This is a genomic window from Vibrio bathopelagicus (genome assembly GCF_014879975.1).
GTDB classification, from domain to species: Bacteria; Pseudomonadota; Gammaproteobacteria; order Enterobacterales; family Vibrionaceae; genus Vibrio; species Vibrio bathopelagicus.
This window is the reverse complement of record NZ_CP062501.1, coordinates 433,333-448,774: the sequence shown is the minus strand read 5'-3', so window position 1 is coordinate 448,774 and position 15,442 is coordinate 433,333. Positions and strand designations below refer to the sequence as shown.

The following is a 15,442-nucleotide window of genomic DNA, read 5'->3' as shown; positions in this document are numbered from 1 at the left end:
ATGTTATGTTTCGAATTACAGGGAAAAGTGCAGTTACTAACACGTTCCGCCCTAAAATGAACTTAGTTCAGTATCTCAGGATTACATTGCGATAAGAAGCCTAGGGGGTTCAATCCGTATGCAGTCCATAGACGATGTGATCTTGCTCCAATATAGATAAATTATGAAGACTGCCTTTCATCAGAAAAGTCCTAAGGCTTGGTGACGCAATTGATGTTTTTCCATCAATAATTGCGTACAGAGACAGCTCTATGCCTAGGTCAATTGACCGTATATGTAAGCCAACTCGGCAACGGTCTTCGCTGAGAATTTCTTCATCAAACTCGCTCGGTGTACTTCCACCGTTCTCATGGCGATACATAACTCATCAGCAATTTTCTGGTTACGTTTTCCATCGATGATCTGCTTAAGAATGTCGATTTCGCGCTCAGTTAACGACGCATACGCTTGACGGTACACATTCATGTGTAAGTGCTTTTCAGAGGCATCTAAACCTTGTTTGATCGCCTCTGCCAATTCGCTGCCTTTGACCGGTTTTTGAAAGAAGTTCACCGCACCGGCTTGTAGGGCTTCCACAGCCATTGGCACATCACCGTGACCCGTCAGATAAATCACCGACAATGGGCTCTGCGCTTTCACCATCAATTCATGAACTTGTTGCCCTCTCATTTCAGGCATTCGGCTGTCTAACACCACGCACCCAGGCGCACTCAAATCCACTGAATCCAGAAAGCTCGGGCCATCTTCATAAGCTGACACCGTAAAATCATGCTCTTCCAATAGGAACACCAATGAGTCACGCATCGACTCATCGTCGTCAACCACATAGACCGGTAACGTTTGATGAAGTTCAGACATAACAAGATTCCTTATGAATCATTTGAAAGAGAAAAAGGTAACGTCACTGCGACGTGACAGCCATGAGGAATCAATGATTTGATGGCCATTTGGCCGCTGTGGTCTTCAATCACATCTTGGCAAATCGCAAGCCCTAAACCCAAGCCATTTTCTTTGCTACTCACAAAGGCTTGAGTGACTTGTTGTTCGGTGAAATCTAAGCCCGTACCGTTATCGATAACCGACAGCATCATTTTATCCGGTTGATACTCGGTAATCACTTTAATTGTTGGTGGTTCACTGTTTTTGTTATCAATATCAGACGCAGCGCTGTGTTCGCGGTGCTGTTGTGCATTACATGCGTCGGTCGCATTGTTGATCAGGTTTACAATCACTTGCTGTAATCCCACCGGGTCAACGTGCAGTTGGATAGGCTTACCCACAGCGTGGCGCTCAATGGTTATTTTGTGTTTCTGTAATCGAAATTGCAGCAACTCAATGGTGTCTGTGAGTAACTGCTCGATGTCGGTCTGAGATTTCTCCGATGAGCGTTTCTTTATCATATTTCTTAAGCGTTGAATGATCGCGTCTGCACGATCCACTTGAGACTGAATCTTCTCAAACACGGGTTCAATATCGGTCAATGGTTTGTTCTTCGAAATCCGCAATAAACCACCTTCGCTGTAGTTGCGAATGGCCGCCAAAGGTTGATTGATCTCGTGTGCCAAGCTGCTTCCCAGTTCACCGACTACTGCGATACGTTGAGAGTGCTCTAGCTGTTCACTCTTGCTCTTTAGCTTATGCAGTGTGGCTTCTAATTGCTTTTTACTGCGGCTGAATTTGTACTCTAGCCAGAAGTGATAGGCATTAAGAAGCACGACTAACAAAAAGAACGCCCAAGCCCACTGTTGATTGTACTTAAGCCAGATTAGCGCCTCTTTCCACCAAGGCTGTTGCAGTGGGTGCATGTCGAGTTGCTGATAAAGCTTGTCGATTGAAAGCAGGCTTGTTGGCGACGTCCAACCCGAGGCATTCGCTGCAATCGCTGGTGCACTGCTCTTTGGCATTGAAAACAGCACCTGACTCATTTGCTTCGCTAATGCTGAAGAAGCTCGCTCTGTTTTGGCAAACGACCAGTTGGAATACAGAGGCGTAGACACTTGGCATTGGAAGCCTTCAGGTGCTTGATTGCCAATAATTCGATATTGTCCAGCCACCAGCAAACCTTCATTGATCATGCTCTCGACCAAACAAGCAGGCACCACAGCCGCTTCAATATGCCCTTCTCGTAGTTGGTACAAGCTGGCATCAATCGGGAAACCTAGGAATTGAATATTAGAAAAGAAGTGATTGGGATTGAGCCCCTCTTGCATCACTTGGTAACGCATTGTGAGGTAGCCACCGAACGCATTTTCCGAGACCGCCGCAATTGGCTTACCACTCAGTTGTTCAAAAGAAATATAAGGCGACATTCTTCTCACCACCAAGGCCGAACCAATACTTTGCGTATTGTTGGCACCCGGCTGTTCGAAGTTATGACTGGTCATGGTCGCCATCCAAGAGAGCGCGTACTGACGCCCTAATCGGACCGCCTGACCTGGATTAGTAATAACAAAATCGACAGTGACCCCTTTCACCGCTTCGGCCATCTCTTCCAAGTTGAAAGGCTTGAGGACAAACTGCTTACCCGCAATACGCTCAGACAACCAATCCATTGTTGGCTGCCAACGCTGCTGTGCCGAGAGTTTGCCTCGGGTCGCCAACACACCAACCTCGATAATCTGATCGGGTTCAGTGATATTTGCCGTTGCTATCGCTTGTTCAGATTGAGCCGCGAAACACGCACCTGTGGTTAGGCTTAACCAGCAAAGGCTAACGATTGTCATTAGTTTTCGAACGGTCACTAAAATCTCTTTCTCCAAACGGACACTTTATTCTCTATTCATTTCACTTCGTCTTTAAACTGACGACATGTTTAAGCTTAACTTATGCTTTAGATCGCCTTAAATAAACCTCTAATACAAAGCATAACAGCTAGATAGCGAAAACCACATTTGTTCTAGATCAACTTTGATCTGGGTATGTGGAAATCCACAATACCCCGTGAACGGTCAAAAACTGACAATGAGCCTAACAGATCGAATACCCATTTATAGGTACCTCTATGGACTCATTAAAAAGACGGTTTCTCAGCCAATTCGGTAAAGTTTCCGCCGGCGCTGCGCTCATTCCCATTGCCGGAATCAACACCGCAGTCGCGAGCACAGCCATTCGCAATAACAACCAACCTGACCGCAAAGGTGAAGTAGGTAAACGCTACGCCATGGCGATTGATTTACGTAAATGCGTTGGCTGTCAGGCATGTACTGTTGGCTGTAGCGTTGAAAACCAAGCGCCGATTGGCCAGTTCAGAACCACAGTAAAACAGTATGAAGTCTCCCTTGATGATGGTTCGACTGCTCAACAAGACGTGAAATCATTCATGTTGCCTCGCCTGTGTAATCACTGTGACAACGCACCCTGCATCAAGGTTTGTCCTGTTCAAGCGACGTTCCAACGTGAAGACGGCATTGTAATGGTCGACAACGAACGCTGCGTAGCCTGTGCTTACTGTGTTCAAGCTTGCCCTTACGATGCTCGTTTCATTAATAACGACACACTGACCGCTGATAAATGTACCTTCTGTGCACACCGCCTTGAAGACGGCTTACTGCCCGCTTGTGTAGAAACCTGTGTCGGTGGCGCACGTGTCATTGGTGACCTGAAAGATCCAAACAGCGAGATCAACCGCCTGCTTAATGAAAACCAAAACGACATCAAAGTGCTCAAGCCAGAACAGAATACCAACCCACATGTTTTCTATATCGGCATGAACGAGCGATTCGTTAGCCACATCGAAGGCCAACCTGCAATTTATGACCCAGCCGCCATCGATAACTCATCCTCTAGCAAACAAGAATTGGCAATCGCAACACAAAGCAAACAAGGAGAGACAGCATGAATATCACAGAGGTGTTAGTCCCCGCTCAAGAGATCGCTTGGCTACCGTGGGCGGTTCAATATTTCTTCTACATTGGTTCGGCTTACGCTGCTGCTATTCTGTTTTTGATTGCACTGATATTCAAAAACTCAACCAGTCATCAATTCCGTTCAGCCCTTGTGCTTGTGATGGCCATCGGCGCAATTGTTGGGCCACTAGCACTAACTGGTGACTTACACCAACCAGGACGCGCTTGGCACTTCTACGCCCACATCACGCCTTGGTCATGGATGTCATTGGGCTCTCTGTTTCTTCCTCTGTTTTCTGGTCTGGCTGTCGCGACTGCTTGGCTTTACCTGCGTGATGACATCGCACAACTTAAAGAGAGTGAAAACCCGCTTCTAATACGTTTGTCTTGGCTAACACTAGGTCAATGGCAGGTACCGACAAAGCTGATGATTGCATTCGCAGCTGTGACGGCTATTTCTGGCTTAAGTATCGCGCTTTACACAGGCGCTGAGATTGCAATTTTGGCGAGCCGACCGCTTTGGCATCAACCGGCTTCTCCACTGCTTTGGTTCACGACCGCATTCTTTGCTGCAACGGGCTTAACGCTGTTGATTTGGGCTCTACTGCCTTCAAGCAAACCTAGCTTAAAACCAACAGACCTCGCTATAGTACAAAGAACCATTACGTTAACGGGTGGTCTTGCCATCATTCTTACCTCGATTTGGGCATCTAACCATGGTCACTTCAATCTGTATGAGAACGACACTTGGGGCATTAATTTAGGCATCATGACCACCAGCATTTTGCTGTGCATGATCTTAGTTCTACCTCTGCAACGTCTATCGCAAAGCAAGCTTGGAGTTATTGCTGTTGCGCTTGCAACCATAGTTTCAGCCTGGGCGGTGCGTTGGGTCACCATGATGGAAGTTCAAACTATTCCACGTTTTGATGTGGGTCCATTCCCTTATGAACTGCCTATGGGTAGCGCGGGATTGCTCGGCATTGTTGGTATGTGTGGCCTTTGGTTAGCACTTGCGTTGTTCGCCTCTGAGATCGTGTCTGTTGGATCAACAAGAACAACTGGCTCTGCACTAAAGACAACATCGAAGCCAAACCAAAATACATCGTCACCACTTAACCGCTCACATAGCTTGTAGTCTGAGGAATCATCATGGATAACAAACGTCGTCAATTTTTAAAAACAGGCCTTGCTGCCGGTGGTGTTGGAGCTTTTGCTGCAGGTTATGCGACAACCACAAAACACATGGTTCACGGTGCTATCGATGGCACTGCAGGCAAAAAAACCAACCACATCCATCACGGTAATTCGTTAGAGACGGAATACAGTGTCGATGAACAAGGTAAGATCTCGCCGAATCCAAATCAACGCGTGGCACCATCAATGTGTTTCGGATGCTGGACACTGTGTGGCTTGCGTGTACGTATCGATAATCGCAACGACGAGATCTTACGTATCTCAGGTAACCCGTATCACCCGTTATCAAGTGATCAGCAAATCCCGTTTAAAACACCGGTAAAAGACGCCTACATTGGCTTGTCTGGTGAATCAGGCATAAATAATCGCTCGACAGCCTGCGCCCGTGGTAACGGCATGTTAGAGATTCAAAACAGCCCATACCGAATCACTCAACCACTCAAACGTGTTGGTAAGCGTGGTGAGGGAAAGTGGGAACCAATCAGTTACGAGCAGCTTATCTCTGAGATCACCGAAGGTGGTGACTTGTTCGGAGAAGGTGAAGTCGAAGGCTTACGATCGATTCGTGACATCGAAACACCACTCGATCCGAACAACCCTGAATACGGACCAAAAGCCAACCAACTATTAGTGACTAATGCGGGTAATGAAGGCCGTGATGACATCTTGAAGCGCTTTGCGTTTAACAGCTACGGCACTCGCAACTTTGGCCACCACGGCTCTTACTGTGGCTACGCGTTCCGCGCAGGTTCAGGCGCGATAATGAATGATCTAGACAAGTTCTCGCACTTAAAGCCTGACTTCAACAACGCAGAGTTCATCCTTTTCATCGGTATGTCTCCGGCTCAAGCGGGTAACCCGTTTAAGCGCCAAGCAAGACAACTGGCAGAGGCTCGTACCAATGGAAAACTGAGCTACACCATTGTGACACCAAGCCTTCCTGCAGGTTCATCAAGCCTTGCCGCGGGCGATCGCAACAACTGGCTTCCGATCAAACCGGGCACCGATTCAGCATTAGTATTGGGTATGATCCAATGGATCATCGAGAACCAGCGCTACAATCACGACTTCTTGTCTCGCCCAAGCGCGCAAGCAATGCAGAAAGCCGGCACCACGCACTGGTGTAATGCATCTCACCTCGTGATCAGCGACGAAAGCCACCCACAAAACGGGCGTATGCTTCGTGCATCGGATATTGGTTTGCTAGAAACGGGTGAACCGCTATCTGACGATGATGGATTTATCGCACTTGATGTGACAACGTCACTACTAACACCAAGTATTCAGGTCGATGAAGCGGCGTTGTTTGTCGCTCAAGACGTAGAAATTGATGGTCAAACCGTCCGTGTTAAGTCTTCTCTACAACGATTGAAAGAAGAAGCCTTCAAATACGACCTTGCTTACTACAGTGAGCAATGTGAAATCCCACAAGATCAGATTATTGCGCTAGCGAAACGTTTCACCAGCTATGGTACAAAAGCAGTGGTGGATACTCACGGTGGCAACATGCACACCAATGGTTTCTACAATTCGTTCTCTATCCTAATGCTGAACGCGCTAATCGGTAACATCAACGCAAAAGGTGGAGCGATGGCGAAAGCGGGTGGCTACCCAACTTCTGTTGCTGGTCCACGTTACGACTTTACCAAGTTCAAGGGCAAAACTAAGCCTCAAGGCGTGTTCTTGTCTCGTAGCAAATTCCCGTATCAAAAAACTAGCGAATACAAACGCCGTGTTGCTGCCGGTGAATCACCCTATCCGACTCGCGCGCCTTGGTACCCAATATCTGCACCGCTTTTGACCGAGCATTTATCAGCTGCGATTGATGGATACCCATATCGCGCAAAAGCATGGATCAACCACATGGCGAACCCACTTTATGGTGTTCCGGGGTTAGACAACCTACTAGGCGAGAAGCTAAAGGATCCAAAACAACTTGGTTTGATCGTCTCTATCGATGCCTTCATCAACGAAACCACGGCACTATCGGATTACCTAGTGCCAGACACAGTGACCTACGAGAGTTGGGGCATGGCGACACCGTGGCATGGCGTCGCGACTAAGGCGATCACTGCTCGCTGGCCAATTATTGAACCTAAAACCTCACGCACTCAAGACGGGCGTGCCATTAACCTTGAGAACTTCTTTATTGATGTAGCGAAAACACTCGGCTTAGGTGGCTTTGGTGACAACGCTATTAAAGATAACCAAGGCAACTGGTACGGTATTCATAGCGCTGAAGATTTCTATCTACGCTCAGCGGCTAACTTAGCATTCGTGAAAGGTGGCGTACCCAATGTAGACGCGGAAGACATAGTATGGTCTGGTCTAGAACGCCTTGTACCTGTGATGAACAAAACGCTCAAGCCAGAAGAGATGCTCAAAGTGGCGTATATCTTCGCACGTGGCGGTCGTTTTGAAGACGCAACCAATGCCTACACCAATGAAACCATGAAGTACAAATGGACCAAACCATTGGCAATCTGGAATGAAAAGCTCGGTACTTCTCGCAACACCATCAGTGGCGAGCAGTACATGGGTTGCCCGACATGGTACCCACAAAAGCTGGTAGACGGCACACCTTTATCAGAGCAGTTCCCAGCAAAAGAGTGGCCATTTACCCTGACTAACTTTAAGTCCAATATTCACAGTGCGGTGTCTAACTTATCGCCACGTTTGGAATCAATCAAAGGTGTGAATCCGGTGTACATTCACCCACAAGACGCCTCTTCAGCAGGCATCAAAACCGGTGACGTGTTTGCCATTGAAACGCCAAGTTCAACCACACACGCGCTGGCGATGGTCATTGATGGCATCAAACAGGGAACATTGGGCTTTGAGCATGGCTTTGGCCACAAAGAGCTCGGTGAACGAGCACACTGGATCGGTGACACACAACAACCAGTGAAGATGAAGTCAAACGATGGCGTTAATATCAATGATATTGGATTAATTGACCCTACAAGAGAAGGAAAAGGCGTCATGCTCGATTGGGTTGTGGGCGCAGCAGCAAGGCAAGCGCTTCCCGCTAAGATCTACAAAGTTTAATTTAAACTCCGTAAGATCTCACTTAAGCACTTGTCCAACCATGTCCCTACTCATTCGTAACTAGGAACACAACAGAGCAACTTCGTCCTTCGAGGTTGCTCTGTTTTTCGAACGGCAGCCCTACCCCAAGCAATCAGCCAGTCTTCACTACGCCACAATTTTTAGCCAGTCTCCATAAAGCGGCTATGCTTATACAATCGGTGCCATAAAAGAACCTTAACAAGCCGTTAGGCCAAGGCAAACATGGCAGCTCCCTTGCATTTCGTTAACGGCGATTTGAATCAGCTTTTTGGGACTCACTAAATACCACCATGACGATTGAGGCTATTAATGTGAGACTTACCTCAAGTTCCAAGTGAATTAATGTGGAAATCCACAATAGCGTAAGTACTCAATTATGCCGAAAATGCGTGCATTACAACCAATAGCGACGCCTCATGATTAAGCTGAATATAAAAACTCAAACTCTCACGCTTTGCATCGCTGCTTTAGGAAGCCTTTCTTTATCCGGTTTTGCACAAGCAGCGCCTAATCCAATGCCAGAAGCCGCGGAAACCTGCAGTGGTTGCCACCAAGCCGACGGGAAAGGCATGCCAAACATCGCCCCAATGCTTGCAGGGCTCAATGCTGACTACCTCGAAGATCAACTGGTCTTATTCTCTAGTGGCGAGCGTCAAAGCGCGATCATGAAGGGCATGGCGGATGGAGTGTCTGATCCTGCTATTCGCCGTGAGGTTGCAGAATACTTCGCTTCATTACCTTCATACGAATTCAGCGATTTAGAACAGCGCGGCTCACAAGCTGATATTGGTAACCCTTATCGTAAGCTTGTATTCCAAGGCGATTGGGATAGAAACATTCCAGCTTGTGCAACTTGTCATGGGCCAAGTGGCATGGGCGTAGATAAGTTCCCTCGCCTAGCAAGCCAGCACGCCGACTACATTCAAGCGCAGCTCAACGCTTGGAAAAGCGGCACTCGCAAGGGTGATGATTTGAACATGATGGGCAATATCGCCGGCAAGTTGACCGACGATGAGATCAAGAACCTGTCTTACTACTTCGCATCTTTCCGATACTAAAGGGCTCGCATGAAAACATTACTTTTAATTACCGCAACCCTTGCCTCTGGAATCGCTTATGCCGAAGGTGAGTTACCCGATCGCCAAACCGAACTACCAGCGGTCGAGAAACCTCAAGATAACAAGTATCTGGTGCCACGAGACTTGGTCGATATCCCTTCTGGGGAATTTGGCGACAAAGTTAAATTGGGCTATTCACTGTTTGTTGACTCACAACAGATGCGCGGTACGTTCGTTGGCAATGAACAAAACTGTGTCAACTGCCACATGCAAGCGGGCATGAAGCCCAATGCAGCACCGCTTTGGGGCGCATACATGGCCTACCCTGCTTACCGTAAGAAAAACGACAAGGTAAACAGCTACGCAGAGCGTATTCAAGGCTGTTTCACCTATTCAATGAATGGCCTGCCACCAGCAGTGGATTCAAAAGAGATGGTCGCACTGACGGCTTATTCCTACTGGTTGGCGATGGGCGGTATCTTAGACAAGAACGGCATGCAAGACACGCCGGTTCCTGAGATTAGCGATGCTGACTTACAAGTCGGTGGTAAAGCTGAAAGCTTCCCTCTACCTGAAGAGCTGTTAAGCAAATACCCAATCGATGACCGCAGCAAGTTGGCAGGCCGTGGCTACCCTAAGATTGCTAACCCTGAACAAGGGCCGTCAATAGCGCGTGGTGAAAAGGTTTACCAAACCAGCTGTCAAACGTGTCATGGTCAAAATGGCGAAGGCATTAAAGGAGCTGATGGTCGCTCTTACTTCCCACCATTGTGGGGCGAAAACGCGTTTAACTGGGGCGCTGGAATGCACCGTATAAACACAGCGGCTTATTTCATTTACGAAAACATGCCGCTTGGAAAGAGCCAACAGCTTTCAATTCAGGATGCATGGGATGTGGCAGCTTTCGTCAACAGCCATGAACGCCCACAAGACCCACGATACAAGGGTGATGTTGCAGGCAATGCTAAGCGTTACCACAACCACCAAGGTTACTATGGTAAAGAAGTAGACGGTCATGTACTGGGTTCAAAAGCTTACCCAAGTGGTGACAAGGTGATCGGCGGACACTAATTTGGCGCTCACGCCTTATATAGCTCGGGTTTACATTGTAAATTAATAGCAACTTAAAATAGTATTTATCAGTCTCGAAATCGAAACACAATCGGCAAACAAATAGCCACACTCAATGAGTGTGGCTTATTTTTTACAACTAATATTAGTTAGTCACAGGTTGTGATTCGACCTCTTCAGGAGTCTCAATCACGGCAACTTCATTATCAATAACATGCATTGCCTTGATTTCTTCTGCGCTTAAGTGACCATAATCTTCACGCATATAGCCGAACATTTTCATCAGCATAAAGCTAGTCAAGAGTAGTATTGGCAGAGCAAAAATCAAGATAGCTGACTGCATCGAAGAAACCGGCGCATCGACACTGATGAACACCGCAGGAATAGCGACAATAATCAAACACCAAAATATTTTTAGTGGGATTGATGGATTAGCGTGCTCATCCAATTTCTTTTGAGTATTACAAGAAACCGTAAACACACTGCCATCCATTGTCGTGACCAACAATAAGAACGTCGAGATGATAAATACCACCAAGATAAGCGATGACATTGGTAAAGTATTTAACGAGTTAACAATCGCTTGGCTTGCATTACCTTCTGCCACCATTTTGCTGATTTCAACTTTACCATCCAATTGAGTTTTCATCATGAATGATCCAACAATCGAGAAGAGTGCAGCAATGCCTGCCGTCCCGCCACCTATCATGCAAACAATAACTTCGCGGATAGTACGACCTTTCGAAACCTTAGTTACAAACACACACATCAAGGGAATGAAAATCATCCAGTATGCCCAGAAATAAGCAGTCCAAGATTGAGGAAATTTCGATTGTTGAATGGCGTCTGTGTATAAGCTCATCTTGATGAAGTTCTGTGCCCAGATCGCGATAGAAGAACTGGTGTTTTCTAAAATAAACTGAGTAGGCCCAAAAACAAGTAAGTAGATTGCTAAGCCAACGACAAAATAGGTACCAAAGCTGCTGATTTTTTGCATCCCTTTCTCAATGCCTAAAAATGAGCTCAACGTCAGTAGTAAGGCAACAACCGCTACCATCGACAGTTTCAAAATCAAGGTATTTTCAATGCCAAACAGTAGCGATACAGCAGCCGAAATAATTGGCACCCCTAACGCTAAAACGATGATCAAACCAAACACGATTGCAATAGGGTAAGTAATGTCAATCACTCGACCGACTACTTTGGCAAGCGTCGGATTTTTAATCATCGACCTCACAATGTCGCTGATTTTCAATGAATTGTTTTTGCGGATATAGAATGAGTACATGACAGGGATCGCTGTGATGGCGTAAATAGCCCAAGCTGTAATTCCCCAGTGATGCAAGCTATAAGTTACAGCCCATTCTGTGGCTTCGATAGAATCTGCTGCAATATTGAAAGGTGGCGTTTTGATGTAGTAAGACCACTCTAAAAATGCCCAATATACTGTTCCAGAGCCTACGCCAGCCAGTGCCATCATGGTGATATAGGCAAAAGTGGAAAACTCCGGCTTCTCATTACCCATACGAATATGGCCGTATTTTGAGCATATGAAAAAAGCGGCGATGATTACTAACCCAAAGGCATACCAAAGAATGGGGGTTCCAAAGTTATAGGCAATCAGGGTAAATATATTATTTGCAATACTAATCGCATTTTCTGTATCACTTAAAAAAAAGAGTGATACTGCAGCAACGATAACCAAAGAAACCGCAATGGCCATTTGGTCGAGGTTAGTTCGTTCTAGTCCTTTCATTATTCTTATCCATAATGTTGTGTGAACACTTACGCCCGAACGCTGCGTAAGTGATTGTAGGGTTCGTTATTGTTTTAATTTTTGTATTTCGTGAATTTATTCGAACACGTAACTTAAAATGGAAGCTTCTTTAACTGCGTCCCAATCCATATCAACACCAAGGCCGTTGCCTTCCGGAGCGTGGACAAAGCCTTCTTTATCTGTACGGATTTGAGTATGAGAAGCTAATTCAAAGCTTTCATATGGGTAGAACTGTTCAAAGAACTTGCAGTTATGGTGGGCAAGTGCGACATGTAAGTTCGCCGCTTGTGTGATGGTATAACCCATGCTTTGAATTTCTAGATTTTTTGAATGGCCTTCTGCTATTGCGAAACACTTGTTCAATTGTGTGATACCACCACAAACCGTTGCATCTTGGCGTACATCCGACCAAAATCCATTGCCCAGTGCGTACGTTACTTCTTGAAGAGTCAGTAGGCAGTTACCATGGCTAGAAATTTCTAAATCAGTTTTATCAACCAAGCGTTGGTAAGTTTTGTAGTCATAATCAGAAACTGGCGCTTCTAGCCACTCCCAATTATAACCGTCCATTAGCTTCGCCATTTTCATTGCTTCAGCAGGCGTATAGAACGTTGCCGTATCGAGCATAAAGCGAATATCGCTATTACCGTAGCGCTCTTGAATCGCGTTAACTAGCTTGACGTCTTTCTCATAAACGCAGTAACAATGAAGCTTGATTGCGGTGAACCCGTGTTCAATACAATCATCAATGTATGGGTAATACTCTTCAACGCTATCGAACATAGGTGAAGAAGCATAAGAACGAATTTTATGACGCGCCCCACCTAATAACATATACAGAGGCATATTGGCTTTTTTTGCTTTGATGTCCCAAGCTGCGATATCAATAGGTGATTTAGCTGGTAGGCCGCCCCATGAACAACGAGCTTGCAACCAGGTATTCAGCTCTTCTGTCATCAACGGGTTCTTACCTATCAAGCCAGGAACGATAGTGCGCATTGCTTCCACGATGCAGCGGTCAAAATCATTTTCGGTATAACTAATGGTTGCGCCGACTCCTTCTGTACCGTCGTTACAAATAATTCGAACAATATTATTGGTGTACAGTAGGGGTTCTTGATTGTCCGCCCAAGGAATAGGCGGGGCATCACGGTCAGCAACAGCGTATAGCTCAACTCTCTTGATCACAGTATTTTTCATTATTATTCTCCTTAAAGTGCACTGCCGTTGTTGATCATGACACTGCGAATATCTTGACCTTTTAGGTCTCGGATACGTTTATTTTCGGTAATGGCTTTCACTACAGCGATCCCCGCTGCATGCCCATACTCAAAACATTGAGCGGTGACTCGGGCAGAAGCTAAGGCCTCGTGCTCAGCACTCAAACAGCGCCCCGCTACAATAATATTCTCGCCCACAACAGGTACGAGAGTGTTGTAAGGCACGTCATAGTAATCATCGAGGAGCCAATGAAGCTTGGGCTTGTCCCCTGAGTGCAGTTCAATAGGCCATGGCGTTCGACAAATTCCATCACTGCGCTTACGGCAGTTCACCACATCGTCATTAGTCAGCATTTCGACGCCAACAATAGAACGAGTTTGTCGAATTCCAACTTCAACCCCGGTATCAACAACGTAAGCACGTTCACAACCAGGCACGAATTGATTCAAGAATTTGGTGTATTCACGTACTTGGCGGCGACCAAAAACTTCTGCTTCAGTAAAATCCTTAGGGTCAATCACATTTAGCATGCGCCCATCTTGGCCAGCCAACCGCGTAGCATTCACCATCAACTCATTCGGGCGTGTGGTTGGGAAAATCCAGATCTTATGCCTAGGCAGGTCAAACTTCCCGCTCGCATTGGCAGATAAAATATTCTCTGTCACTTTGGGTGGGCAGATAGTGTCTTCCCCGTAATAGTCGAGATATTTGTCCATATCCACATCTGCAACACGGAAGAACATCGTTGGGTTTTGAATGCGACCTCTATCGCCAAAATAGTAATCCATACCAGCACGAGCAATCAGCGCAGCATCACCAGATGCATCAACAATCATTTTGGCCAAGATGATGCTTTGCCCAGCGTTAGACTCAATCACTACGCCTTTAAAGGTGTCTTCATCCATAATCACACCTGTTACAGCGGTATGAAATAACGTAGTGACATTCGCTTGCTCCAAAAGGTCATCTGCTACTTCACGCCAAATCAATGGGTCGTGAGTAACCGTAAAGGTTTTGCCGTAACGCTGAGGCCCTGTTACACCGCCACGTTTGGCGAGTTCAGAACGAAAACGCTCAGTAAAACCAAACACAACTTGTTCAGGCTGAGCATTTTCAACATCACTCGCCATATACATTCCGCAAATAGTGCCGGAAAGGCCGGCTACAGCAGCACCACCACAAAAGCCATACTTTTCAATGAGCCATGTATCTTGCCCGGAAGTGCCTGCGGTTTCGGCAGCTGCAACACCAGCGGCTCCACCACCGATCACTAATACGTCCACTTCTGCTAATACTGGGAGGTCTGGAAGCTGTTCAAAACGACGAATAATTTGCCAATCTTTCATATGTAAACTCACTAATAGATTACTGATGTTCATCTGATATATCAGTTGTGTGGTTTTAATATATGCCTAAGTTTTTTATGTTACAATCGATATTGTGCTTATCGTGAGGTTGCTCACTAAACAATTTAACGAGGGAATAAAAAGGACATGACGATAAATCCCGTAAATAAGACTGAAGTTGCTTATCACCAATTAGAGAAAATGATCATCTTTCGTGAGCTTGAGCCGGGAAGTATGGTGAGTGAAAAACAGTTAGCAGAAAGCCTTGGGGTAGGCAGAACACCAGTAAGGGAAGCATTGCAGCGTTTGTCTTATGAAAGAATGGCGGAAATACACCCAAGACGTGGTATTCAGATCCCACCGATTTCAATCGAAAGTCAGTTGAAGATCTTAGAGGTTAGGCGTGATATTGAAGCGCTTTGTGTTCGTTATGCCGCAGCAAGGGCAACCATTGATGAAAAGCAGCAGATGATGCAGTTAGCATCGGAGCTCGAAATGTGCGCGCAAAACGAAGATGATTTGAAATACGCAGAGCTTCTCAAAGAAATTCATATTGTGTTGGTAAAAGCTGCAAGCAACGAATACCTAGAGTTGGCTATGGCTCCTCTACAAGGTTTATCACGCCGCTTTTGGTTTGCTTACAAAAATCAAACATCCGATTTAACGCAAGCTTCTTCACTGCATGCAGCAGTGCTCAGAGCTGTAAGCCATACCGATGCAGAAGAAGCGGTATTAGCATCTCATCGACTAAATGATTACCTGACTGATGTTGCTTACCGAAGCATTACGGCTCGTAACTAATTTAGTGGGTCTATATCATATATCAGCCTTGCCTATCTTTGGATGGCAAGGCAGATA

General features: G+C 46.2%; 11 protein-coding genes. 6 read left to right on the top strand and 5 right to left on the bottom strand.

Going from position 1 to position 15,442, the window contains the following annotated elements:
* Positions 1 to 255: 255 nt before the first annotated feature.
* Both IHV80_RS18325 and IHV80_RS18320 read right to left on the bottom strand, forming a co-directional pair.
* Entirely contained in the window at positions 256 to 858 is a 603-nt protein-coding gene (locus IHV80_RS18325) for a response regulator transcription factor (protein ID WP_192891764.1), read from the bottom strand.
* An 11-nt stretch (positions 859 to 869) separates the two neighbouring features.
* Positions 870 to 2,741, bottom strand: coding sequence for a sensor histidine kinase (locus IHV80_RS18320; protein WP_192891763.1), 1,872 nt, complete (start codon positions 2,739 to 2,741; stop codon positions 870 to 872).
* Between the two features lie 260 nt (positions 2,742 to 3,001).
* On the opposite strand from IHV80_RS18320, the gene dsrO reads away from it, so the two are divergent.
* From dsrO to IHV80_RS18295, 5 genes are all read left to right on the top strand, one after another.
* Positions 3,002 to 3,838 (top strand): sulfate reduction electron transfer complex DsrMKJOP subunit DsrO, encoded by an 837-nt coding sequence (gene dsrO, locus IHV80_RS18315; protein WP_192891762.1) that lies wholly within the window; start codon positions 3,002 to 3,004, stop codon positions 3,836 to 3,838.
* Positions 3,835 to 4,983 carry an NrfD/PsrC family molybdoenzyme membrane anchor subunit gene (gene nrfD / locus IHV80_RS18310; RefSeq protein WP_192891761.1) on the top strand — a complete coding sequence of 383 codons (1,149 nt, stop codon included), beginning with the start codon at positions 3,835 to 3,837 and terminating at the stop codon, positions 4,981 to 4,983. Before dsrO ends, nrfD begins: the two co-directional genes overlap by 4 nt.
* A 14-nt stretch (positions 4,984 to 4,997) precedes the next feature.
* A complete protein-coding gene (locus IHV80_RS18305; RefSeq protein WP_192891760.1) occupies positions 4,998 to 8,090 on the top strand; it encodes a tetrathionate reductase subunit A in 3,093 nt (1,030 codons plus the stop codon).
* A gap of 437 nt (positions 8,091 to 8,527) precedes the next feature.
* Positions 8,528 to 9,169 (top strand): c-type cytochrome, encoded by a 642-nt coding sequence (locus tag IHV80_RS18300; RefSeq protein WP_192891759.1) that lies wholly within the window; start codon positions 8,528 to 8,530, stop codon positions 9,167 to 9,169.
* Positions 9,170 to 9,178: 9 nt separating this feature from the next.
* On the top strand, positions 9,179 to 10,240 hold the full coding sequence (locus tag IHV80_RS18295; protein WP_192891758.1) for a c-type cytochrome: 1,062 nt from the start codon (positions 9,179 to 9,181) through the stop codon (positions 10,238 to 10,240).
* 145 nt (positions 10,241 to 10,385) lie between these two features.
* Here IHV80_RS18295 and IHV80_RS18290 read toward each other — a convergent pair whose 3' ends face one another.
* The 3 genes from IHV80_RS18290 to IHV80_RS18280 form a co-directional block, all read right to left on the bottom strand.
* Complete coding sequence (locus IHV80_RS18290) at positions 10,386 to 11,996, bottom strand: BCCT family transporter (RefSeq protein ID WP_192891757.1); 1,611 nt, start codon at positions 11,994 to 11,996, stop codon at positions 10,386 to 10,388.
* Between the two features lie 96 nt (positions 11,997 to 12,092).
* On the bottom strand, positions 12,093 to 13,217 hold the full coding sequence (locus tag IHV80_RS18285) for a mandelate racemase/muconate lactonizing enzyme family protein (RefSeq protein ID WP_102566435.1): 1,125 nt from the start codon (positions 13,215 to 13,217) through the stop codon (positions 12,093 to 12,095).
* A gap of 11 nt (positions 13,218 to 13,228) precedes the next feature.
* Positions 13,229 to 14,584 carry an FAD-dependent oxidoreductase gene (locus IHV80_RS18280; protein ID WP_192891756.1) on the bottom strand — a complete coding sequence of 452 codons (1,356 nt, stop codon included), beginning with the start codon at positions 14,582 to 14,584 and terminating at the stop codon, positions 13,229 to 13,231.
* A gap of 147 nt (positions 14,585 to 14,731) precedes the next feature.
* Between IHV80_RS18280 and IHV80_RS18275 the strand changes: the two genes are divergently transcribed.
* Positions 14,732 to 15,385 carry a GntR family transcriptional regulator gene (locus IHV80_RS18275; protein WP_192891755.1) on the top strand — a complete coding sequence of 218 codons (654 nt, stop codon included), beginning with the start codon at positions 14,732 to 14,734 and terminating at the stop codon, positions 15,383 to 15,385.
* The last annotated feature ends 57 nt before the right edge of the window (positions 15,386 to 15,442 follow it).